Origin of the sequence: Ruegeria sp., from assembly GCF_040830605.1 — a bacterium.
In the GTDB taxonomy this organism is placed as follows: Bacteria; Pseudomonadota; Alphaproteobacteria; order Rhodobacterales; family Rhodobacteraceae; genus Ruegeria.
Genome location: NZ_JBFOMD010000001.1, coordinates 665467 through 685392 on the forward strand (window position 1 = coordinate 665467; position 19926 = coordinate 685392).

Genomic DNA, 19926 nt, shown 5'->3' on the forward strand with positions numbered 1-19926 from the left:
GACTGGACAGATTGCGTTTCGCTCGCGCACCCTGCGGCCATGCCACATGATCACCATGACCACCCGCATGCATTGCTGCCGCCCGATCCCGCGCTCCGCGTCAAGGCGCTGGAGACGATTCTGACCCGCAAGGGGCTGATCGATCCGGCAGCGCTCGATGAGATCATCGACACCTATCAGAACCGGATCGGCCCGCAGAACGGCGCGCGGGTCGTTGCGAAGGCGTGGAGTGATCCCGCGTTCAGGGCGGCGCTCTTGGAGGATGCCACGCCGGTGGTGGCCGATCTGGGCTATTACGGGCGGCAGGGCGAGCACATGGTGGTGGTCGAGAATACGCCCGCGCGGCACAACATGGTCGTCTGCACCTTGTGCAGTTGCTACCCATGGCCTTTGCTGGGCATCCCGCCCGGCTGGTACAAATCCGACGCCTACCGCGCCCGCGCCGTGCGCGAGCCGCGCAAGGTGCTGGCCGAGTTCGGCGTGACCCTGCCCGAGGGCACCGCCGTGCGGGTCTGGGATTCGACTGCCGAGGTCCGCTATCTGGTGCTGCCGATGCGGCCCGAGGGCACCGAAGGGATGAGCGAGGATGAGCTGGCCGCTTTGGTCACTCGCGACAGCATGATCGGCACCGGCCTGCCCAAGGTGCCGGCATGACCCGGGTGCATGACATGGGCGGGCGGTTCGGCGATGGCCCGGTGGAGCCCGAGGGTGAGGATGCGCCGGTCTTTGCCGAGGACTGGCACGCGCGGGCCCTGGCGGTGACGCTGGCGGCGGGCGCCTTGGGACAGTGGAACATCGACGTGTCGCGGCACGCGCGGGAGCGGCTGTCGCCCAGGGATTACGCCCGGTTTTCCTATTACGAGAAATGGCTCTCGGGGCTGGCCGATCTGCTGGTCGAGACCGGCGTGCTGACCGAGGAGGATCTGCGCGGGGCCGGGAATGACGAACCGCATGCCTTAGCGCAACGCGCGCTGAAGGCGGACGCGGTGCCGGGGGTTTTGGCCAAGGGGGGCCCGGCGGATCGGGGCGAAGGTCCGGCACCGCTGTTTTCGGCAGGGCAGGCGGTGCGCACGCATATTCCGTCCGACAATGCGCTGGTCACCGGCGGGCACACCCGCCTGCCGCATTATGCTGCCGGTGCGCTGGGATATGTCGAGCGTCTGCACGGCAATCACGTGTTTCCCGACAGCAACGCGCATGGTCTGGGCGAGGCGCCCGAGCCGCTCTATGCCGTGCGGTTTCACGCGCGCGAGCTGTGGGCGCATCCCGAACACCCCGAAGATGAGGTCGTGCTGGACCTTTGGCAAAGCTATCTGGCACCGGCATGAGCAGTTGTCCCGAGCATTCCGCGCCGGAACCGGCGTTCGAGCAGCCCTGGCACGCGCAGGTCTTTGCCCTGACGGTGGCGCTGAACGAGGCGGGGCGGTTCGACTGGCCCGACTGGGCGGCGCGGTTTTCCGAGACGTTGAAACGGCACGGGCTGAGCCGTGAACTGGACGGGGGCGACGATTATTTCCACGCCTGGCTAGAGACGCTCGAGACGCTGCTGGCCGAAGACGGCGCCGCGGCCGCGGACGAGGTCACCACCATCCGCCGCGCCTGGGAGGACGCCTATCTCGGCACCCCGCATGGACAGCCCGTGCATCTGCCCTCATCGCAGTAACACCGCCATTAAGGCGGACACGCTCTTCCCCTTGCCAAAAATGTCCCCGCCGGAGGCATCGCACGGCACGCGCGATATGACCTGAACTGCGTCGAATTACCGGTTTCCCTGCCCCTCACGCCCCGCTATACGGGCCCGGGTTTGATATTACCGAGCTAAAAGGACCGGATATGGCCAACGTGGTTGTTGTCGGCGCCCAGTGGGGCGACGAGGGGAAAGGCAAGATCGTCGACTGGCTCAGCGAGCGGGCGGACGTGATCGCGCGCTTTCAGGGCGGGCACAATGCCGGTCATACGCTGGTCATCGACGGTGAGGTCTACAAGCTGCACGCGCTGCCCTCGGGCGTAGTGCGGGGCGGCAAGCTGAGCGTCATCGGCAACGGCGTGGTGCTGGACCCGTGGCATCTGATCAACGAGATCGGCACGATCCGGGCGCAGGGTGTCGATATCACCCCCGAGACGCTGATGATCGCCGAGAACACGCCGCTGATCCTGCCTTTCCATGGTGAGCTGGACCGGGCGCGGGAAGAGGCCGCGAGCAAGGGTACCAAGATCGGGACCACCGGGCGCGGCATCGGCCCCGCCTATGAGGACAAGGTGGGCCGCCGGTCCGTCCGCGTGGCTGATCTGGCGGACCCCGCCACGCTTGAGGCGCGCGTGGACCGGGCGTTGCAGCATCACGACCCGCTGCGCAAAGGGCTGGGGATCGAGGCCATCGACCGCGACGCGCTGCTGGCGCAGCTGAAAGAGATCGCGCCGCAGATCCTGCCCTTTGCGGCGCCGGTCTGGAAGGTGCTGAACGAGAAACGCAAGGCGGGCAAGCGCATCCTGTTCGAGGGCGCGCAAGGCGCGCTGCTGGATATCGATTTCGGCACGTACCCTTATGTGACCTCGTCGAACGTGATTGCCGGGCAGGCCGCCACCGGCGTGGGCATCGGGCCGGGCTCGATCGATTTCGTCCTCGGCATCGTCAAGGCCTATACCACCCGCGTGGGCGAGGGGCCGTTCCCGTCCGAGCTGCATGACGCGGACGGCCAGCGGCTGGGTGAGCGCGGGCATGAGTTTGGCACCACCACCGGGCGCAAGCGCCGCTGCGGCTGGTTCGACGCGGTTCTGGTGCGCCAGACCTGCGCCACCAGCGGGGTGAACGGTATCTCGCTGACCAAGCTGGACGTGCTGGACGGGTTCGAGACGCTGAAGATCTGCGTGGGCTATGAGCTGGATGGCGAGCGGCTGGATTACCTGCCCACCGCCGCCGACCAACAGGCGCGCTGCAAGCCGATCTATGAGGAAATGCCGGGCTGGAGCGAATCCACTGAAGGAGCACGCAGCTGGGCCGATCTGCCCGCCAACGCGATCAAATATGTGCGCCGGGTCGAGGAGCTGATCGAATGCCCGGTGGCGTTACTCTCCACCAGCCCGGAGCGGGACGACACCATTCTGGTGACCGACCCGTTTGCCGACTGATGGGCGCGGGAAAGAAACCCGGGCTCAGCTACAAGGCCCGCCGCCGCTGGTCGCTGGTGATCCTGCTGGTGGGGCTGCCGCTCTATATCGTGGCGGTGGTCACGGTGCTGAACCTGCTTGAGCGTCCGCCGATCTGGCTGGAGCTGCTGGTCTATATCGGCCTTGGCATCCTGTGGGCGCTGCCCTTCAAATATGTGTTCCGGGGCGTGGGGCAGGCGGACCCGGACGACGGGGGATAAGCTGCGCCCCTGCGAGGATGCGCCTGACCTTTGCGCCTCTGGGGCGTATGGCGCTCTTACAGCGCGATGGGAGAAATCCCGCCTGCAAAGGCCGCCAGGATCGGCGCTGTCAGGGCAAACCCCGCACGGATGTATTCGCTGGCCCCGTCTTTCAGCCCGTGTGAGGCCCGCCAGCCGATGATATCGAGCGGCTCGCCGGCCGGCGCGCTTTGCCCCGCCTTTTCGGCGAGCAGTCTGACCCGCTCGTCCAGTATCAGGGCCACGGGCAGGTAGAAGCTCAGGAGCAGCAGGCTGAAATAGGTGCCGGTGAACAGGGCCGAGGCCAGTACGATCGAGCCGTATGGTCCCCGTTCCGCCTCGGACACCATGGGCAGGGGCCAGTGCATCCAGCTTGTTGCGAAGAGCATGCCGAAGGTGAGGATCAGGCTGGAGAGGTAAAGCTGCTGCCGCATCTGACGCAGGTTCTGGGCGAGCTGCGCGGCGGCTTCCTCGAAATCGTCGCTGTGGCGCGTTTCCAGGCACAGGATCATTCCGACGATCAATGCGCCCACGGCGAGGCCGGCCAGGACGGTGACGATATCCATCAGGCGGTTGAAGAGTGAGACGACCGGGATGTCGCCGCATCGGCCCAGCAGCCACAGGTCGTCCGGTCCGACGCATCCCGGCAAGTTGCCCCGAGCAAGGGCGGTCTCAAAGACAGCCGCTCCGAGGCGGTGATAGAGCCGCGTCCCGTCCGGGTTCAGGTTCTGCTGAATCACCGGGGTGACGGCGAGCAGGAAGATGACGACCATGGTGGCGACAGCCGCAAGACGTGTCTGGCGGGCTGTCGGGCGCATCAGAGTGCGCACCAGCACCGCCACCGCGAGCACCGCCAGAGCGGCGAAGAACCAGGTGGCGGCGAGGAACCGGTACCGGCCCACCGCCTCGAGCCAGTGGCGCCCGTCCTGCAGGATATCGGGGGGCACATCGAGGTCCGAGGCCATCAGATGCTTGCTGATCAGGGCGTTCAGCCAGAAAATGACGATGGGAACCAAGGCTATGGTAAAATGGCGTAATTTCACGTGACGGGTGGCCACATCAGACCTCGTGGGCTGGTTCGAACGGACTGGTGCAACCGTAACACGAAAGCGGCGGCGGCACATATCGGTGACTGCCCAAGGCGTTTCGGAGCGTGTCGTTTCAGGGGCAGATTGGTGCAAAAGCGCAGCCCTCACGGCACCTGACGGACCGGTCACAAGTTGTTGCGAACCGTATTATGGCCACATTCCAAACTATATTTCGGCCGGTTTTTCTGGTCTTCTGAAGGCGGCGCACAAATAAGAATTCGAGCCGGAAGACCAAGGCTCAGGTGCGCCATGAATTCATGAATACCGGGGTACACTTTCTGTTTAGTGGGTAAACACATGAAAAAAGTCACAATTACACTGGCACTGGCGGCGCTGAGTATCGTCGCCATCAACTGGTCTGCCGGAGACTCGGCAACGGCCATGGCAGCCGTGGAAACGGCCAAGAAAGAGGAAGGGGACAAGCTTAAATGCACCGGCAAGCACGGGCGCTTTGTTCTCGACGGTAAGGTCGATTGGGAACTGACCGGCAAGATCTTTGACACGGTCATTCCCTGTCTGGAAGGCGGATACGCGCAGGAAATCGTCATCAACTCGCCTGGCGGCAGCCCGACCACGGCCCATGGCGTCTATGAGGCGCTGCGGATCGCGGATACCGAGAACCGACTGACCACGACCATCTATGGCAACAGCCATTCGGCGGCGGTCTATGTGTTCCTGGCCGGTTCCGAGCGGCGGATCAGCTGCAGCAGCACGATGCAGATCCATCCCGTCACGCTGACGGTGGTGGCCAGTTCGAACGACCGGACCGAGCTCAACAGTTTTCCGCAGCGCTGGGAAAAGACCGAGGAACGGTCGATCAGCATTCTGGCCCAGCGTTCGAAGCTGACGCGGGACGAAGTGCGCGAGCTCAAGCTGGGGCACCGGCTGCTGTCGTCCGACGAAGCACTGGGGCACGGGATCGCAACCGAGATCATCGGCTGCGATCTGGGGAGCTGACCAGGGCTGGGGCCTTCAGTCATGCGGCCCCTGTTCGGGTTCGGGTTTTTCGTTTTGGTGTCGCGCCCCCGTGCGGCGCGGCACCGCTCAGATTTCGAGCACAAGCGGGCAGTGATCGGATACCTCGGGCTGGTGGACCACATCAAAGCGGGTAACCTCGCTTTCGTGGTTCACCAGCATGTAATCCGCGAATCGGCCCGGTTTGGTGTAGTGCGAGGTGCGGGTGCCGTCGAAGCCCCGGCGCGTGACAAGCTCGGTCAGTCCGGTGTCCTGTAGCAGCCGCAGGGTCTCGCTATCCGGTTCGACATTGAAATCCCCGCAGATGATCACCACGCCATCGGGGTCGGAGACCCGGTTCGAGAGGTCCAGAAGCCGCTGTGCCTGTGCCAGCCGGTCGGGCGTGTCCAACTTTCCGTTCAGATCGCGCAGACCGTGCATATGGGTGACGCTCACCGGGCGGTCGCGCTGATGATCGTAGACCCGGATGCCGTGGGCGCTGCGGGATCTGGGGTGGGGGCCGTAGCCGTGCGGTGAGTAGTTTTTGTGGACGAAATCCTGTGCCTGCGCGATGACGGGCAGAGATTTGTGCACAAAGGTGGCGAGCCCCCATTGCGACGGCACTGATTTCTCGCCATCCCACAGCACGCCTTGTGCGGCCGGGCAAAAGGTGGCGACGTGGTCCGGCAGCGTCTGACAGACATCGCGGAAGAAGTTGGCCCGTTGCGGCAGAACATGGTCGCCATCCCGGTAGGTGAGCCAGTCCTTGCCGGTTTGCGGGCTGTGCACCACCTCTTGCAGGCACAGGATGTCGGGGCGGTCCGCTGCCAGGTAGGGCAGCAGATCATCGTGGAGTTTTCCGCCCCATCCGTTCAGGCACATCAGTCGCATTGTCTTATCCGTAAGGGGTTACGGTGGTTTCTTAAAGTGTTTTCTGCTTGCGCAGAGCCGGCCCCTCTGCCTCTCTTCGTCAGTTGGAACGTGGAGAAGGAAGAGGCGCCCGCAAACAGGTAAGTGTTCGCGCAGTTTTGGGGCGAATGAAACCCGTTGGTCTCTTGGCCCGGAAACCAAATCGGGGGTCGCAAATAGCCCTGCCATTGCAACGGGGCGATACTCAAAAAAAGAAAACGCCCCGCCGGGGTGTCCGGCAGGGCGTTTTTCCGTGAGATGACGAGGGGTTCAGCCCACGGCGCGTTCTCCGTTGGGGCGATAGCCGATCTGGCTGGACGCGGCGAAGCGGCCGCCACCGGCCTTTTCGATTTTCCCTTCGCGCAGCAGCTGGCCGAAAAAGCGCAGGCTGTCTTCGCGGTTGAACTCGTCCAGGTTCAGCGCGCGCACCTTGTTCATCAGCTGCGGGCGCGAAAACTGCTCTTGCCCCTCGACGAAGGACAGGTAGGCGGCAGCGGCCTCCAGCAGTTCGGCCAGCGACTGGGCGCCTTTTTCCTCGGCAAAGCTGGCAAATCCGCTGTCGGGTGCGGTTACATCCGCCTTGACCACGCTGGCCACCCGGCGCGGGCGGACGGGGCCGGCATTTGCCGGGGAGGATTCGTCGATGCGCTGCTCGGCAACCAGTTTCAACGGGCCGGGCTTGTCGACCTCGGGCCGGGGGGTCGCACCTTCTGCGGTGGGGCGGCGCGGGTTCACGACCGAGGCCAGATCCTCGCGATAGTCCTCGGCATCCGCGCCGGTTTTGGCTTCTTCACCGACAGTCCGATCCGCCTCGGTCGCCGCAACGGCAGCGCGAAGGTGGGTGTAGGCCTCGCGGTTATGCGATGCGCCGGGCTCGCCCAGCTTTTCGTCGGCTGCGTCCATCAGGCGGGACACGTCGGCGTCATCGTCGATGCCGCCGCTCATGTCCGGGCGATCTTCGCGGCGCGAGATCAGTTCGGCCTCGACCCCGGCAAGCTCGCGCATCAGGTCGGCCTCGTCTTCGGCAGTCAGGGCGCCATCGGGCGTCTGCTGATCCTCTGCCGCAGCCGGGGCCGGCATCTCGACAACGGACTCGGCTGCCGGTGCGATCTGCTCGGGCGCGGTATCGGTGTCGTCGTCGAGGATATTGCGGAAATCGCCATCCTCTTCGGGCTCATCGGCGTCTTCATCGAGATTGGCGAACAGGATGTCGTCGCTCTCGTCTTCCTGAGCGGGTTCGGCACCGGCGATGATGGTTTCCAGGGTCTGGACAACCGGGGGCAGGTCGGCTGCCGTTTCGGTTTCCGCGTCAAAGGCCGACGAGATCGCGTCCTGATCTTCCTCGGTTCCGCCAGCCATCAGATCGGCATGCTCGTCTTCCGAGTAGGAGCTAACCTCGTCCTCGGAGCGCGACACCACGGCGCGGATGCGCTGCAGTTTCGCGGCGATGCTGTTTGCGGCGGGTACGGTTTCGGGGTCGACCGGCTCGGCCTCGAGGATCGGGGCCTCTTCCGCTTCCATTTCCGGTTCTGCGGCTTCGGGTGCCGGGGCGGGCGTCGGTTCGGGCACATCCGTCTTGACCGCTTCCAGCACGACCGGCTTGCGCTCGGCAACCGGCTCGGGCGCGGGTTGCGGCGCCTCGGCCTGGACGGGGGTGGACGGCTCGGAGTTTGCAGGTTCGGGCGTGGTTGCGGCGGGCTGGACGGGCTCGGCCGGGACTGGTGCGATGCTGGGGGCGGGCTCCGCCTGAACGGGCTGCTGCGGCGCGGCCGGCGTCGGATCGGCTGCGGGCTGCGGCTGGGCGGCGATGGCCGGGGCTTCGGCCTCGGTTGCGCGCAAAACGATTCCGGTCTCGCTCTGGCGGGCCTCGACCTGACGGGCGATGTCGCGCTGGGCGATCCGGGTCAGCATTTCTGCATCCGGCTGCGGCGGTTCCGATCCGAAATAGCGGTCGTCCGCTGCCAGGTCCCGAAAATACTCGGCGATGGATTTCATGGTCTCAAAGGAGTCATCGAACCCTTCGAGGGTGCATGAAAACGTCCCATAGGAGACGGTCAATACCTTGTTGTTGTGTACCATACGACGCTCGTCCTCTACAAACTTATGACACCAAGCTAACAAACGCCGGGCGTCAAATTCGGCGCGAATCTGTGTAAATCAACGTATCATTTTGTGGTCAGAATGTGTCGAAACCTAGAAAAAGTGGCCAATACGTCTAAAAGTGGCGCAATTGTTTGCTCGGAAACCCCCATTTTACTGGTCGGAGGGGGGCAAATCGGCCCAGACGACATGAATCTGGCGCTGAATCGCGTCAAAACGCTGGTTGCGGCGGATAGCGGTGGGGCGGCTATTCTGGCCGAAGGGCGGGTTCCGGACGCCGTTATCGGCGATTTCGACTCACTTGAGCGGGTATCGCGGGAGCTGATTCCCTCCGAACGGCTGTTCCCGATTCGCGAGCAGGACAGCACTGATTTTGACAAGGCTTTGCGGAACATAGAGGCGCCGCTGGTGCTGGGGCTGGGGTTTCTGGGCGCGCGGGTGGATCATCAGCTGGCGGTGTTCAACGCGCTGGTCCGGCATGCGGACCGGCCCTGCCTGCTGCTGGGCGAGCGTGAGGTGATCTTTCATGCGCCGCCGCGGATCCGGCTGGAGCTGGAGCCCGGCAGCGTGGTGTCGTTGTTTCCGTTGGCGCGGGTGACCGGGCGCAGCGAGGGGTTGGAGTGGCCGATCGAGGGGCTGGTGTTCGAGCCCGACGGGCAGGTCGGGACCTCGAACCGGGCGACGGGTGCGGTGGCGCTTGAGGTCGACGCGCCGGGGCTGTTAGTGATGGTGCCGCGCGGGGCGCTGGATCAGGTCATGCAGGCGTTTCTGTCGGACCGGACCGGGCGCTGGTCCGCTCGCGCAGGATGACGTAGAGCCCGGCGGCGATGGTGATGCAGATGCCCAGCGCGGCCAGACCGTCGGGCAGGTCGCTGAAGATGATCCAGCCGATCAGCGTGGCGATGGGAATCTCCAGATATTGCATGGGCGCCAGCGTGGCCGATGGCGCGTAGCGCAGCGCCCAGGTCATCAGCAGGTGGGCGCCGGTGCCCAGCAGGCCGATGGCGAGCAGCAGCCAGGTGGTGCGGGCGTCGGGGAGGATCAGCGTGAGCTGGTCCAGACCGGCGCGGTTGCCCAGCAGCAGGGCGGGGAGCAGCACCGCCGAGGCCATCACGCCGGAGACCGCCTGCAGCCCCACCGGGTCGGTTTCCTTGGCGATCTGGCGGGTGACCAGCATGAAGAGCGCGAAGATCACCGCGACCAACAGCGGCCAGAGGGCGGGCAGGCCGACCTCGGCGAAGCTGGGCTGGATCACCATCAGGGTGCCGATGAAGCCCAAGATGCAGGCGCCGAGGCGGCGGGAACCGACCTCTTCGCCGAGGATGTATTTGCCCAGAAGCAGCATGATGAAAGGCATGACGAAGGCGATGGCGACGGCGTCGGCGAGCGGCAGGTATTGCAGCCCGGTGAACATCGCGCCGATGCCCACGATGTGCAGCCCGGTGCGGATCATGGTCAGCCGCAGGACACGCCCGCGCATCCGCCACGGCCTGCCGGTCAGCGCGATCAGCGGGATCAGCACGGCGGCCTGCACCGCAAAGCGGCCCAGCAGGAGCAGGCCGATGGGCGCGGTTTGTCCCAGCAGCTTGGCCAGCGCGTCGCCCATCGGGGCGAGCACGCAGAAGCCGAGCATCAGGAGGATGCCGAGGACGGGGCGGTCATGGGTCATGCGCGCCACGCTAGGGCATGGCGTGCGTTTGCAAAAGGCGGAAAATGGCGGTTTGGAAAGGCGTTATTGTACGTGCCGTACCCGAGGCAGCGAGGTAGGGTATGAGTAATGTATCTAACCTAAAGCACCGGACTCCATGCTTTCCGATCATGAGTTTTCCGGATCGTGAGAAGCGACATCTTTTGTGCTGATAGCTTATATTGACGATAGCGGCGGGAGAGACACCAAGTACGTCACGCTTGCGGGACATGCGACCACAGAAGAAAAGTGGAAGGCGTTTGAGGTCCATGCTCGTCTGTTTTTCGATGAGATCGGACTTGATTATTTACACACTGAAGATTTCAGGCATGCTCGCGGCTTTTGGAGTGACAAAGATTGGGATTACAGGAAAGGCTTTGCCAACGTCTTCTGCGAAATCCTTGAAATGTATGTTGCTGATAGTTTTGAATTCTCCACTCTTCGCAAGATCTACCCGAAGCGCAAAAAGGAGCTTGGGAGAAACAAGACAGTCTCGCCGTTGGGATTTTGCATGGTCGGCATTATTGATCAGTATCAGAAGGTTGGGCACCTTGACCTAATTGCCCAACATGGTGAGACGCTGTCATTTGTCGTGGAGGACGGAAACTCAAACAATGCTGATGTCCTTGCTCGCTTTCAACATGCTAAACAGCACCACGCCATGCTTGGCACCCTCAGTTTTGCTGAAAAGAAGTCGGTAATATCGCTGCAAGCTGCCGACTTTGTGGCTTACTACTCACGTAGAATTAGGGGGATGGACCCAAAGGCGAAACGATTTCCTGATGAATACCGATTGTTTGCCGAGGCGACACAGCGTCTTGCTATTCGTCATTTTGGCGCGACGGATTTTGGTGGGTAGGTGAAGATGCAACTTTCTCCATCGCCTTTGTAAACGCCTTTCATGCGGTTTGCAAACCGCATCAAGCCGCTTGCAAGCGGCTTGGTCCGTCGGGTGGTGCCGGAGGGAGGGCCTCAGCAGTTGGGGACGTTGACCGCCAGACCGCCCAGCGAGGTCTCCTTGTAGCGTTCGTGCATGTCGTGGCCGGTCTGGCGCATGGTCTCGATGGCCGAATCGAGCGGCACGAAGTGCTGGCCGTCGCCACGTAGCGCCAGCGAGGCGGCAGATACCGCCTTGATTGCGGCCAGACCGTTACGTTCGATGCAGGGCACCTGCACCAGCCCGGCGACCGGGTCGCAGGTCATGCCCAGATGATGTTCCAGCGCGATCTCGGCGGCGTTTTCCACCTGTTCCGGCGTGCCGCCCATCACCGCGCAGAGACCAGCGGCGGCCATGGCCGAGGCGGAGCCGACCTCGGCCTGGCAGCCCGCTTCGGCGCCCGAGATCGAGGCGTTGTACTTGATCAGCCCGCCGATGGCGGCGGCGGTGAGCAGAAAGTCCTCGATATGGCTTTCCGAGGCGCCGGGGACATGATCGAGATAGTAGCGTAGCACCGCCGGCATGGTGCCTGCCGCGCCGTTGGTGGGGGCGGTGACGACCTGACCTCCGGCTGCGTTTTCCTCGTTCACCGCCATGGCATAGACGCTCATCCAGTCGTTGATCGTGTGCGGCGCGTTCAGGTTCATGCCGCGCTCGGCCATGAGCGCGTCGTGGATGCCCTTGGCGCGGCGGCGGACCTTGAGGCCGCCGGGCAGGATGCCATCGGTGGCCAGGCCGCGCTCGATACAGTTGTTCATCACCTCCCAGATCCGGGCGGTGCCCTTGGCGAAACTGTCGGCGCAGCCGCGCGCGACCTCGTTGGCGCGTTTCATGTCGGCGATGGTCTTGCCACTGGCATTGGCCATTTCCAGCATTTCGGCGGCCGTGTGGAAGGGGTAGGGCACGGGCGCGCCATCGTTGGAGTCCTTGCCCTCGGCCAGTTCCTCTTCGGTCAGCACGAAGCCGCCGCCGATGGAGTAGTAGACCTGCCGCAGGATCACGTCGCCTTGCGCGTCGGTGGCCATCAGGATCATGCCGTTTGCGTGGCCGGGCAGGGTGTGGTCGTAGTCGAAGAGCAGGTCGGCCTTGGGGTCGAATTTCAGCGTCGGCAGGCCCTCGGGTGTGACGGTGTGGGTGTCGGCGATGGCGGCCAGCGCGGCCTCGGCCTTGTTGTGGTCGTAGCTGTCGGGGGTAAAGCCAGCGAGGCCGAGGATGGTGGCGCGGTCGGTGGCGTGGCCGACGCCGGTAAAGGCCAGCGAGCCGTGCAGCGAGCCGCGCAGGCCCGAAAACTCGAACGGCGAGGCGCGCATCAGGTCGAGGAACCGTGCGGCGGCCACCATCGGCCCCATGGTGTGCGAAGACGATGGGCCGACGCCCACTTTGAACATATCGAAGACGGAGAGGAACATCTTAGGTTGCTGAGCCTTCTGGAGGGTTGGCGTAGGTGGGCGAGGTGAACGGGGTGACCCCCAGCCCCTCGGCCCTGATGGCGGCGCGGGTGGCGGGGCGGAGTTCGAGCTGCATCAGGACCTTCTGCAGATATGGGGTATCGGCCAGCTGATACCAGCTGCGGTCGGTGCCGGCCGGGTAGAGCGCCATCCAGCGCATCATGCAGGCGAGATAGTAGCTGAGAACCGAGGGCTGATGAGGGCTGAGCCAGGTGGGGGCGTTTTTCGCCTCAGCCTCCAGCACTTGCAGGTGCTGGCGCAGGCGCGGGCGGATCCCGGCGCGCAGGGTCTCGGTCTGGGCGGCGTCTATGTATTTTCCGGCATAGAACAGGATGCGCAGATCGGCGTGCAGCGTGTTCGAGGCGAAGAACAGCCATTTGAGGAAGGGCGCGCGCTCGGCGCTGTCCGGTGCCGGGGCGAGTTGCCCGTGAGTGTCGGCCAGCCAGAGCAGGATGGCGGCGGTCTCAAAGATCGGGCCTTGCGGCGTTTCCAGAACCGGGATCAGCCCGTTGGGATTGAGCGCCCGGTAGGCCGCGCTGTCCTGCGCCTTGCCCGGACGGTTGACAAGGGCGGTGTCGTAGGGCAGGCCCATCTCTTCCATCGCCAGCCGGATCACCAGCGAGGCGTTGTCGGGGGCGCAGTGCAGGCGGTACGGCGATTCCATGCCGCCTGTTTAAGGGCTGTGGAGAATTCAGAAAGCCTTGATTCCGACGTTTCCTATCGGAAACGCGTATTTTGAGGGTATCTTTGGCGGATTGCCGCGCCTCACCGCGCCTGTGTGCTGGTCTGTGTGCTGGCCTTTGCGCGGGCCTTGCGGCGGCGGCCCAGTGCCAGCCCGTCGCGCAGGTTGAGCGAGAGCAGGGTGATGTTGATGGCGCCCGCGATCAATTCAAGCGCCTGCACCGCATAGAAGGCGGTGTCGAACTGTCCGGCCTGCGCGCGCAGGGCGAGGAAGACGGCGGAGGGCAGCAGGATCAGCAGGCCGTTGGTGGCGATGATCTTCATCCGGCACGATTTGGCCGCCACCTGCGGCAGTTTCCATCCCTTGCCGAGGCTGGCCCCGGTGGCGCCCGCCGTGGCCATGGCCGGGATCAGCAGCGCCATGCCGTAGAGGATGGCGGTTTTGACCGCAGCGATGGCCGCATGCGAGGCGAAGAGTTCCGAGATCAGGGTCGAGACCCAGAAGGTCGAGATGGTGGCGAGGGCGAGGCTTCCGGCGGTGGCGTGGATGGCGGTTTTCATGGCGGTGGTGTCCAGATTTAACATAGCATGCTATGTAAATAGAGTTGCATAGCGTGCTATTCAAGTGTTTTTTGCGGCCATGTCGGATTTTCAGGAAAACTCGGCCGGGTATCTGGCCAACCACATGGCGCGGCTGTTCGCGGCGGGGTTGCAGAAGCGGATACAGCCTTTGGGGCTGGCGCCCGCGCAGTTCATGGTGTTGCTGGAACTGTGGGTGCGGGACGGGCGCACGCAGGCCGATCTGGTTGGGGCGCTGGATGTGGAGCAGGCGACCATGGCCAACACGCTGAACCGGATGCAGCGGGACGGGCTGATCGAGCGGCGCGCGTCGGAAACCGACAAACGCTCGCGGCTGGTGTTCCTAACGGACCGGGCACGGGGGCTGGAGGCGGAGGCCAAGGCGGCGGCCCGGACGCAGAACGCGCAGGCGCTGGCCGGGATCGACGATGCGGATCGCGTGCTGTTTCTGGCCCTGATGCGGCGCGCCATCGCCAATATGCAGCGCGGCTGAGCGGTTACCAAATTGAGCGTGCTGCGCACGCGCTCGGGTGTTTTGATGGGTGCCCCATGGCGGGGTTGCGCGCTTGTCCGCGCTGTCCCGATTGCGGGGCGGGCAATTTGGCCTCGCAGTCGGGCAGGGCATTCCGTATAAGTCCGGCAACGCAAACAAGGGATGCTGCCATGACCGGAGAGTTGTCGCCCATCGACAAGGCCAAATTCGTTGCTGCAAGACGCGCCGCCGATATGGTGGAAGACGGGATGCGAGTGGGGCTGGGAACCGGCTCGACCGCGGCCTGGCTGGTGCGGTGCCTGGGCGAGATGGTGCGGGACAATGGCCTGCGGATCAAGGGCGTGCCGACCTCGACCCGAACCGCCGAGTTGGCGCGGGAAGTGGGGATCGAGGTGGTCTCGTTGGATCAGGCCGGGTGGCTGGATCTGACCATTGATGGCGCGGACGAGTTCGACGGCGATCTGAACCTGATCAAGGGTGGCGGGGCCGCTCTGCTGCAGGAAAAGATCGTGGCCACGGCGAGCGATCAGATGGTGGTGATTGCCGATGCGGGCAAGGAGGTCGAGACGCTGGGCGCGTTTCCCTTGCCGGTCGAGGTCATTCCGTTCGGCTGGCAGACCACCCGCTCGCTGATCGAGGAAACGCTGGTGGCGATGGATGTGCTGGGCCGCTCGGTCACGCTGCGGATGAAGGGCGAGGCGCCCGCGATTACCGATGAGGGCAACCACATTCTGGACCTGCATCTGCAGCGCATCGGCAACCCGAGGCAACTGGCGCTGGTGCTGAACCAGATCCCCGGTGTGGTTGAAAACGGTTTGTTCATCGATATCTGTGACAGGGTCGTGATCGGCTTTGGCGATGGCCGGGTCGAGACGCGCGACATCAATGAGGGCACGATTGAGCAGGATCGGATGGAGTTCGCCGAGAGCGACAACCTGTTCTCCGATCTGACGGATTGAGGAATATTCCATGAGCTTTGACTATGATCTGTTCGTCATCGGCGGCGGCTCTGGCGGTGTGCGGGCGGCGCGCGTTGCGGCAGGTGAGACCGGAGCCAAGGTGGCGCTGGCCGAAGAGGACCGCTATGGCGGGACCTGCGTGATCCGCGGTTGCGTGCCCAAGAAGCTGATGGTGTTTGCCAGCGAATATGCCGGTATGGTCGAGGATGCGCAGGCCTATGGCTGGGACGTCAAGCCGGGCGCATTTGACTGGGACGCGTTCAAGAGCAAGCTGCATGCCGAGCTGGACCGGCTGGAAGGTGTCTATCGCGGCATTCTGAAAAACAACGGGGTCGAGAGTTTTGACCAGCGTGCCCGCCTGGTCGATCCGCATACGGTCGAACTGGCCGATGGCACCCGCAAATCCGCCAAGCACATCCTGATCGCCACCGGCGGGCGTCCGGTGGTGCCGGAGTTTCCGGGCTCGGAACTGGCGATCACCTCGAACGAGATATTCCATCTGGAGAAGCTGCCCGAGACCATGCTGATCGTTGGCGGCGGCTATATCGCCTGCGAGTTTGCCGGGATCATGAACGGGATGGGCGTTAATACCACGCAGTTCTATCGCGGGGCGCAGATCTTGCGGGGTTTCGACGAAGAGGCGCGCGGGCTGATCTGCGAGGAGATGTGCCAGAACGGGGTCGATGTGCATCTGGGCACCAACGTGATCGAGATGGCCAAGGATGGCGACAAGATCCGGGTCAAGGCGACCAACGGAACTGAGCGTCTGTTCGACGTGGTGATGTATGCCACGGGCCGGGCGCCCAATGCCGGCGACATGGGGCTGGAAGCTCTGGGCGTCGAGCGGGGCCGCAAGGGCGAGATCGTGGTGGATGCGTACAGCCAGACCGGCGTGCCCTCGATCTATGCCATCGGCGATGTGACCGACCGGGTGAACCTGACCCCGGTGGCGATCCGCGAGGGCATGGCCTTTGTCGAGACCGTATTCAAGGCCAACCCGACGCCGGTGGATCATGAACTGATCCCGACCGCGATCTTTACGCAGCCCGAGATGGGCACCGTGGGTCTGAGCGAGGAACAGGCGGCGGCGCAGGAGCCGATCGAGGTCTACGCGACCTCGTTCAAGCCGATGCAGCAGGCCTTTGCGGGCCGGTCGCAGCGGGTGCTGATGAAGCTGATCGTGTCCAAGGCCACCCGCAAGGTGTTGGGCTGTCACATCGTGGCGCCGGGTGCGGGCGAGATGATCCAGATGGCGGGCATCGCCGTCAAGATGGGCGCGACCAAGGAAGATTTCGACCGCACCGTGGCCGTACACCCGGTGATGGCCGAGGAACTGGTGACGATGCGGCATCCGGTCCGCAGCGCTTGATTTGCACGCGGGCGCATACAGGTTAGAACTGACGCCGTGATCAAGACGGCACCACACAAGGGATGAAAAACACATGGCGGGCAACAGCGGTGGCCCCTGGGGGGGCGGAGGCTCTTCCGGCGGCGGCGGAAATCGGGGAAACAACGGTGACGGGCGGCGGCCGCCCGAAGGCGACGGCCCGCAGATCCCCGAGATCGATGAATTGATGAAAAAGGGTCAGGAGCAGCTGCGCGTGCTGATGGGCGGGCGTGGCGGCGGCGGTGGCCGGGGCGGCGATGGCCGCGGCCCGGGCGGCGGCGGTCCGGTCTTTACCCGTGGCACCGTGGGGCTGGGCGTGCTGATCGCCGCCGGTCTGTGGGCGGCGGCCAGTTTCTACACCGTCAAACCCGAAGAACAGTCGGTCGAGCTGTTTCTGGGCGAGTTCTCGGCCGTCGGCAATCCGGGCCTGAACTTTGCCCCCTGGCCGCTGGTCACCGCCGAAGTGATCCCGGTCACCCGCGAACAGACCGAGGACATGGGCGGCACCCGGGGCAGCGAAGACGGACTGATGCTGACCGGTGACGAAAACGTGGTCGATATCGACTATCAGGTCGTTTGGAACATCAACGACCCGGCCAAGTTCCTGTTCAACCTGCGCGATCCGCGCCCGACCATCCGGGCGGTGTCGGAATCGGCGATGCGCGAGATCATCGCGCAGTCGGAGCTGGCGCCGATCCTGAACCGGGATCGCGGCATCATCGCCGACCGGCTGCAGGAGCTGATCCAGTTGACGCTCGACAGCTACGATTCGGGTGTGAACATCATCCGTGTGAACTTCGACAAGGCCGACCCGCCGCAGGACGTGATCGCCGCCTTCCGCGACGTTCAGGCCGCAGCACAGGAGCGGGACCGTTTGCAGAACGTGGCCGATGCCTATGCCAACAAGGTACTGGCCGAGGCGCGCGGTGAAGCGGCGCAGATCCTGGAAGAGGCCGAAGGCTACCGCGCCCAGCAGGTGAACGAAGCCCAGGGTGAGGCGAGCCGGTTCAGCGCGGTTCTCGAGGAATACTCCAAGGCGCCCGACGTGACCCGCAAACGTCTCTATCTGGAACGGATGGAGCAGGTGCTTGGGGATCTGGACAAGGTCATTCTGGATGAAAGTTCCGGCGGAACGGGGCAGGGCGTCGTGCCTTACCTGCCGCTTAACGAGCTGCGCCGCAATTCCGGTGGGGAGAATCAGTGATGCGGAAAACCAATTTCATTCTGCCGGTTTTGGTTCTCGCCGTGGTCGGCGTGCTGTCGGCGATCTTCATCGTGGACGAGCGCGAAAAGGCGCTGGTGCTGCAGTTTGGCCGCGTGGTGGCGGTGAAGGAAGAGCCGGGGCTGGCCTTCAAGATCCCGCTCATTCAGGAAGTGGTGCGGTATGACGACCGCATCCTGTCCATCGACGTGCAGCCGCTGGAGGTGACCCCGCTGGATGACCGCCGTCTGGTGGTCGACGCCTTTGCCCGGTACCGTATCGCGGATGTTGAGCGGTTCCGTCAGGCCGTCGGTGTCGGCGGTCTTGCCGTCGCCGAGGACCGGCTGGACCGCATCCTGCGCGCCGAGACGCGCGAGGTGCTGGGTTCGGTCAGCTCCAAGGACATCCTGAGCTCGGACCGGGCGGCGCTGATGCTGCGCATCCGCAACAGCGCCATTGCCGAGGCGCTGGCACTTGGGGTCAGCGTGATCGACGTGCGCCTGAAAGCGACCGACCTGCCGCAGGCCAACCTGGAGGCCACGTTCGACCGGATGAAGGCCGAGCGGGAACGTGAAGCCACCGACGAACGTGCCCGTGGTAACGAGGCGGCGCAGCGCGTGCGCGCGCAGGCCGACCGGACCGTGGTCGAGCTGGTGTCGGAGGCCAAGCGCGAGGCCGAGATCATCCGCGGTGAGGCCGATGCCGAGCGCAATGCGATCTTTGCCCAGGCCTTTGGCAAGGACCCGGAATTCTTCGAGTTCTACCGCTCGCTGACCGCCTATGGCCGCGCGCTGCAGGGCAATAACAGCTCGATGGTGATGAGCCCGGATTCGGAGTTCTTCAACTATCTCAAGTCGCCCAACGGAAAACCCGCGAGCGGGGCCGAATAATGGGCATGATCTTTCTGGCCTTCGGGCTGGTGCTGATCGTCGAGGGGCTGGCCTATGCGCTGGCCCCTTCGCTTGTTGAACGCATGCTGGAAGTGTTGCGCGCACTGCCCGAAGGCGCCCGGCGCCAGGTCGGACTGATCTGTGTTGTCACCGGCCTGATCCTGCTGTGGATTGCGCATCGGTTCGGCTTTTGACAGCCTGACCCTGCCCAAAGCAGAAATCGAAAAATCTGAATCAAAATTCTCCGCCTCTCAATCAGCATACTGCTGCTTTCGAACGCGAATTTTGATGCTCCCTCGTGCAGATTGATTCGATTTCGCTATAACTGGCGTGAGACGCTGCCATGCATCCGATCTATGCGCTCTGGTCGCATCCCCGTTCCATGTCCACCGCCATCGAGCGGATCATGCGGGAGCGTGGCGATCTGGACTGTGCGCATGAGCCCTTCATGTATGACTATTACGTGCATCGCCGCGTGCGCGAGATGCCGCATTTCGAGGTCGAACCCGGCCATCCCCGCAGCTATAGCGAGATCCGGGATATGCTGCTGGATCGCGCTGCGGTGCAGCCGGTCTTCATCAAGGACATGAGCTATTACGTGATGCCGCATATCCTGGAGGATGCGGTGTTTCTGGCGCGGCTGCGCAACATGTTCCTGATCCGGCGCCCTCGCGCGGCGATCGTCTCGTATCACAAGCTGGACCCGGAGGTGACCGACGAAGAGATCGGCATCGCGGCGCAGGCGGCGCAGCATCGGGCGCTGGTGGCGCGGGGCGCGCGCGCGCAGGTGATCCGGGCCGAGGATGTGCGGGCCGATCCGCGCGGCCTCATCGGGGCGCTGTGGCGGGCGGTGGGGCTGGCACCGGCGGATCACGCCTTTGACTGGCAGAACGAAGCGCCGCAGGACTGGCAGAAGGTCGAAGGCTGGCACGGGCGGGTGCTGCAAAGCTCGGGCATCGCACCGCCCGATCCGCAGGCCGAGACGCGCGAGGCCGGGCGGTTCGATGCGCTCTGCGCGCGCGCCCCGCATGTGCGCTCCCTGCTGGACCGGCACGAGCCGCATTACCGCCATCTCAGCGCCCATGCACTTGCGCCTGGCGTGTGATTGCGCCTCAATTGCCGGTGAATTCCCCGCGATCCCGAGTTGCGGGCTTGGCCAAACTCACTACATTGATCCCTGACAGACCGGTTTCCGCCATGGGACCGGGCGAAACAGGTTGGTGACAA

Annotated in this window: 22 protein-coding genes; 15 read left to right on the top strand and 7 right to left on the bottom strand. The window is 64.3% G+C overall.

Annotated elements, in window-relative coordinates; all coding sequences use genetic code 11:
• Nucleotides 1-39 precede the first annotated feature (39 nt).
• The 5 genes from nthA (at nucleotide 40) to AB3N21_RS03220 (ending at nucleotide 3368) form a co-directional block, all read left to right on the top strand.
• On the top strand, nucleotides 40-654 hold the full coding sequence (gene nthA, locus AB3N21_RS03200; protein WP_367933839.1) for a nitrile hydratase subunit alpha: 615 nt from the start codon (nucleotides 40-42) through the stop codon (nucleotides 652-654).
• Nucleotides 651-1328: a nitrile hydratase subunit beta gene (nthB, locus tag AB3N21_RS03205; protein ID WP_367933840.1), complete on the top strand. Its 678-nt coding sequence runs from the start codon at nucleotides 651-653 to the stop codon at nucleotides 1326-1328. Before nthA ends, nthB begins: the two co-directional genes overlap by 4 nt.
• The gene (locus AB3N21_RS03210; RefSeq protein WP_367933841.1) at nucleotides 1325-1663 is read left to right on the top strand and encodes a nitrile hydratase accessory protein; all 339 of its coding nucleotides are present in this window, start codon (nucleotides 1325-1327) and stop codon (nucleotides 1661-1663) included. Before nthB ends, AB3N21_RS03210 begins: the two co-directional genes overlap by 4 nt.
• 170 nt (nucleotides 1664-1833) lie before the next feature.
• The gene (locus AB3N21_RS03215; RefSeq protein ID WP_367933842.1) at nucleotides 1834-3129 is read left to right on the top strand and encodes an adenylosuccinate synthase; all 1296 of its coding nucleotides are present in this window, start codon (nucleotides 1834-1836) and stop codon (nucleotides 3127-3129) included.
• Complete coding sequence (locus AB3N21_RS03220) at nucleotides 3129-3368, top strand: DUF2842 domain-containing protein (protein ID WP_367933843.1); 240 nt, start codon at nucleotides 3129-3131, stop codon at nucleotides 3366-3368. Before AB3N21_RS03215 ends, AB3N21_RS03220 begins: the two co-directional genes overlap by 1 nt.
• A 56-nt stretch (nucleotides 3369-3424) precedes the next feature.
• On the opposite strand, the gene AB3N21_RS03225 is transcribed toward AB3N21_RS03220, so the two are convergent.
• Nucleotides 3425-4402 carry a hypothetical protein gene (locus AB3N21_RS03225; protein WP_367933844.1) on the bottom strand — a complete coding sequence of 326 codons (978 nt, stop codon included), beginning with the start codon at nucleotides 4400-4402 and terminating at the stop codon, nucleotides 3425-3427.
• Nucleotides 4403-4771: 369 nt separating this feature from the next.
• Between AB3N21_RS03225 and AB3N21_RS03230 the strand changes: the two genes are divergently transcribed.
• Entirely contained in the window at nucleotides 4772-5431 is a 660-nt protein-coding gene (locus AB3N21_RS03230) for an ATP-dependent Clp protease proteolytic subunit (protein ID WP_367933845.1), read from the top strand.
• Between the two features lie 87 nt (nucleotides 5432-5518).
• On the opposite strand, the gene AB3N21_RS03235 is transcribed toward AB3N21_RS03230, so the two are convergent.
• Nucleotides 5519-6319, bottom strand: coding sequence for an endonuclease/exonuclease/phosphatase family protein (locus tag AB3N21_RS03235; RefSeq protein ID WP_367933846.1), 801 nt, complete (start codon nucleotides 6317-6319; stop codon nucleotides 5519-5521).
• Between the two features lie 288 nt (nucleotides 6320-6607).
• A complete protein-coding gene (locus AB3N21_RS03240) occupies nucleotides 6608-8416 on the bottom strand; it encodes a hypothetical protein (protein WP_367933847.1) in 1809 nt (602 codons plus the stop codon).
• Between the two features lie 102 nt (nucleotides 8417-8518).
• Between AB3N21_RS03240 and AB3N21_RS03245 the strand changes: the two genes are divergently transcribed.
• On the top strand, nucleotides 8519-9247 hold the full coding sequence (locus tag AB3N21_RS03245) for a thiamine diphosphokinase (protein WP_367933848.1): 729 nt from the start codon (nucleotides 8519-8521) through the stop codon (nucleotides 9245-9247).
• Here AB3N21_RS03245 and AB3N21_RS03250 read toward each other — a convergent pair.
• The gene (locus AB3N21_RS03250; protein ID WP_367933849.1) at nucleotides 9192-10106 is read right to left on the bottom strand and encodes a DMT family transporter; all 915 of its coding nucleotides are present in this window, start codon (nucleotides 10104-10106) and stop codon (nucleotides 9192-9194) included. The two genes, AB3N21_RS03245 and AB3N21_RS03250, sit on opposite strands and share 56 nt — an antisense overlap.
• Nucleotides 10107-10290: 184 nt before the next feature.
• Here AB3N21_RS03250 and AB3N21_RS03255 point away from each other — a divergent pair, with 184 nt between their 5' ends.
• Nucleotides 10291-10983 carry a DUF3800 domain-containing protein gene (locus AB3N21_RS03255; RefSeq protein WP_367933850.1) on the top strand — a complete coding sequence of 231 codons (693 nt, stop codon included), beginning with the start codon at nucleotides 10291-10293 and terminating at the stop codon, nucleotides 10981-10983.
• A gap of 113 nt (nucleotides 10984-11096) precedes the next feature.
• Here the strand turns inward: AB3N21_RS03255 and AB3N21_RS03260 are convergent, their stop codons facing one another.
• The 3 genes from AB3N21_RS03260 to AB3N21_RS03270 form a co-directional block, all read right to left on the bottom strand.
• The gene (locus tag AB3N21_RS03260) at nucleotides 11097-12470 is read right to left on the bottom strand and encodes an L-serine ammonia-lyase (protein ID WP_367933851.1); all 1374 of its coding nucleotides are present in this window, start codon (nucleotides 12468-12470) and stop codon (nucleotides 11097-11099) included.
• A 1-nt stretch (nucleotide 12471) separates the two neighbouring features.
• Nucleotides 12472-13173, bottom strand: coding sequence for a glutathione S-transferase family protein (locus AB3N21_RS03265; RefSeq protein WP_367933852.1), 702 nt, complete (start codon nucleotides 13171-13173; stop codon nucleotides 12472-12474).
• A 101-nt stretch (nucleotides 13174-13274) separates the two neighbouring features.
• Nucleotides 13275-13775 carry a hypothetical protein gene (locus tag AB3N21_RS03270; protein ID WP_367933853.1) on the bottom strand — a complete coding sequence of 167 codons (501 nt, stop codon included), beginning with the start codon at nucleotides 13773-13775 and terminating at the stop codon, nucleotides 13275-13277.
• Between the two features lie 55 nt (nucleotides 13776-13830).
• On the opposite strand from AB3N21_RS03270, the gene AB3N21_RS03275 reads away from it, so the two are divergent.
• From AB3N21_RS03275 to AB3N21_RS03305, 7 genes are all read left to right on the top strand, one after another.
• The gene (locus AB3N21_RS03275; RefSeq protein ID WP_367933854.1) at nucleotides 13831-14262 is read left to right on the top strand and encodes a MarR family winged helix-turn-helix transcriptional regulator; all 432 of its coding nucleotides are present in this window, start codon (nucleotides 13831-13833) and stop codon (nucleotides 14260-14262) included.
• Nucleotides 14263-14432: 170 nt separating this feature from the next.
• Nucleotides 14433-15221: a ribose-5-phosphate isomerase RpiA gene (gene rpiA / locus AB3N21_RS03280; protein WP_171180023.1), complete on the top strand. Its 789-nt coding sequence runs from the start codon at nucleotides 14433-14435 to the stop codon at nucleotides 15219-15221.
• 10 nt (nucleotides 15222-15231) lie between these two features.
• Nucleotides 15232-16590 carry a glutathione-disulfide reductase gene (gene gor, locus AB3N21_RS03285; protein WP_367933855.1) on the top strand — a complete coding sequence of 453 codons (1359 nt, stop codon included), beginning with the start codon at nucleotides 15232-15234 and terminating at the stop codon, nucleotides 16588-16590.
• Between the two features lie 73 nt (nucleotides 16591-16663).
• Entirely contained in the window at nucleotides 16664-17812 is a 1149-nt protein-coding gene (hflK, locus tag AB3N21_RS03290) for an FtsH protease activity modulator HflK (protein WP_367933856.1), read from the top strand.
• Complete coding sequence (gene hflC / locus AB3N21_RS03295) at nucleotides 17812-18699, top strand: protease modulator HflC (protein ID WP_171180017.1); 888 nt, start codon at nucleotides 17812-17814, stop codon at nucleotides 18697-18699. Before hflK ends, hflC begins: the two co-directional genes overlap by 1 nt.
• Nucleotides 18699-18893, top strand: a complete 195-nt coding sequence (locus tag AB3N21_RS03300) for a DUF2065 domain-containing protein (protein ID WP_367933857.1) — start codon at nucleotides 18699-18701, stop codon at nucleotides 18891-18893. Before hflC ends, AB3N21_RS03300 begins: the two co-directional genes overlap by 1 nt.
• A 149-nt stretch (nucleotides 18894-19042) precedes the next feature.
• The gene (locus tag AB3N21_RS03305; protein WP_367933858.1) at nucleotides 19043-19804 is read left to right on the top strand and encodes a hypothetical protein; all 762 of its coding nucleotides are present in this window, start codon (nucleotides 19043-19045) and stop codon (nucleotides 19802-19804) included.
• Nucleotides 19805-19926: the final 122 nt, after the last annotated feature.

What these genes read in the sequence shown, in the direction of transcription:
- nthA (WP_367933839.1), top strand. Translation starts at nt 40, where the DNA reads ATGCCACATGATCACCATGACCACCCGCATGCATTGCTGCCGCCCGAT.
- nthB (WP_367933840.1), top strand. Translation starts at nt 651, where the DNA reads ATGACCCGGGTGCATGACATGGGCGGGCGGTTCGGCGATGGCCCGGTG.
- AB3N21_RS03210 (WP_367933841.1), top strand. Translation starts at nt 1,325, where the DNA reads ATGAGCAGTTGTCCCGAGCATTCCGCGCCGGAACCGGCGTTCGAGCAG.
- AB3N21_RS03215 (WP_367933842.1), top strand. Translation starts at nt 1,834, where the DNA reads ATGGCCAACGTGGTTGTTGTCGGCGCCCAGTGGGGCGACGAGGGGAAA.
- AB3N21_RS03220 (WP_367933843.1), top strand. Translation starts at nt 3,129, where the DNA reads ATGGGCGCGGGAAAGAAACCCGGGCTCAGCTACAAGGCCCGCCGCCGC.
- AB3N21_RS03230 (WP_367933845.1), top strand. Translation starts at nt 4,772, where the DNA reads ATGAAAAAAGTCACAATTACACTGGCACTGGCGGCGCTGAGTATCGTC.
- AB3N21_RS03235 (WP_367933846.1), bottom strand. Translation starts at nt 6,319, where the DNA reads ATGCGACTGATGTGCCTGAACGGATGGGGCGGAAAACTCCACGATGAT.
- AB3N21_RS03240 (WP_367933847.1), bottom strand. Translation starts at nt 8,416, where the DNA reads ATGGTACACAACAACAAGGTATTGACCGTCTCCTATGGGACGTTTTCA.
- AB3N21_RS03245 (WP_367933848.1), top strand. Translation starts at nt 8,519, where the DNA reads ATGTGTCGAAACCTAGAAAAAGTGGCCAATACGTCTAAAAGTGGCGCA.
- AB3N21_RS03250 (WP_367933849.1), bottom strand. Translation starts at nt 10,106, where the DNA reads ATGACCCATGACCGCCCCGTCCTCGGCATCCTCCTGATGCTCGGCTTC.
- AB3N21_RS03260 (WP_367933851.1), bottom strand. Translation starts at nt 12,470, where the DNA reads ATGTTCCTCTCCGTCTTCGATATGTTCAAAGTGGGCGTCGGCCCATCG.
- AB3N21_RS03265 (WP_367933852.1), bottom strand. Translation starts at nt 13,173, where the DNA reads ATGGAATCGCCGTACCGCCTGCACTGCGCCCCCGACAACGCCTCGCTG.
- AB3N21_RS03270 (WP_367933853.1), bottom strand. Translation starts at nt 13,775, where the DNA reads ATGTTAAATCTGGACACCACCGCCATGAAAACCGCCATCCACGCCACC.
- AB3N21_RS03275 (WP_367933854.1), top strand. Translation starts at nt 13,831, where the DNA reads ATGTCGGATTTTCAGGAAAACTCGGCCGGGTATCTGGCCAACCACATG.
- rpiA (WP_171180023.1), top strand. Translation starts at nt 14,433, where the DNA reads ATGACCGGAGAGTTGTCGCCCATCGACAAGGCCAAATTCGTTGCTGCA.
- gor (WP_367933855.1), top strand. Translation starts at nt 15,232, where the DNA reads ATGAGCTTTGACTATGATCTGTTCGTCATCGGCGGCGGCTCTGGCGGT.
- hflK (WP_367933856.1), top strand. Translation starts at nt 16,664, where the DNA reads ATGGCGGGCAACAGCGGTGGCCCCTGGGGGGGCGGAGGCTCTTCCGGC.
- hflC (WP_171180017.1), top strand. Translation starts at nt 17,812, where the DNA reads ATGCGGAAAACCAATTTCATTCTGCCGGTTTTGGTTCTCGCCGTGGTC.
- AB3N21_RS03300 (WP_367933857.1), top strand. Translation starts at nt 18,699, where the DNA reads ATGGGCATGATCTTTCTGGCCTTCGGGCTGGTGCTGATCGTCGAGGGG.
- AB3N21_RS03305 (WP_367933858.1), top strand. Translation starts at nt 19,043, where the DNA reads ATGCATCCGATCTATGCGCTCTGGTCGCATCCCCGTTCCATGTCCACC.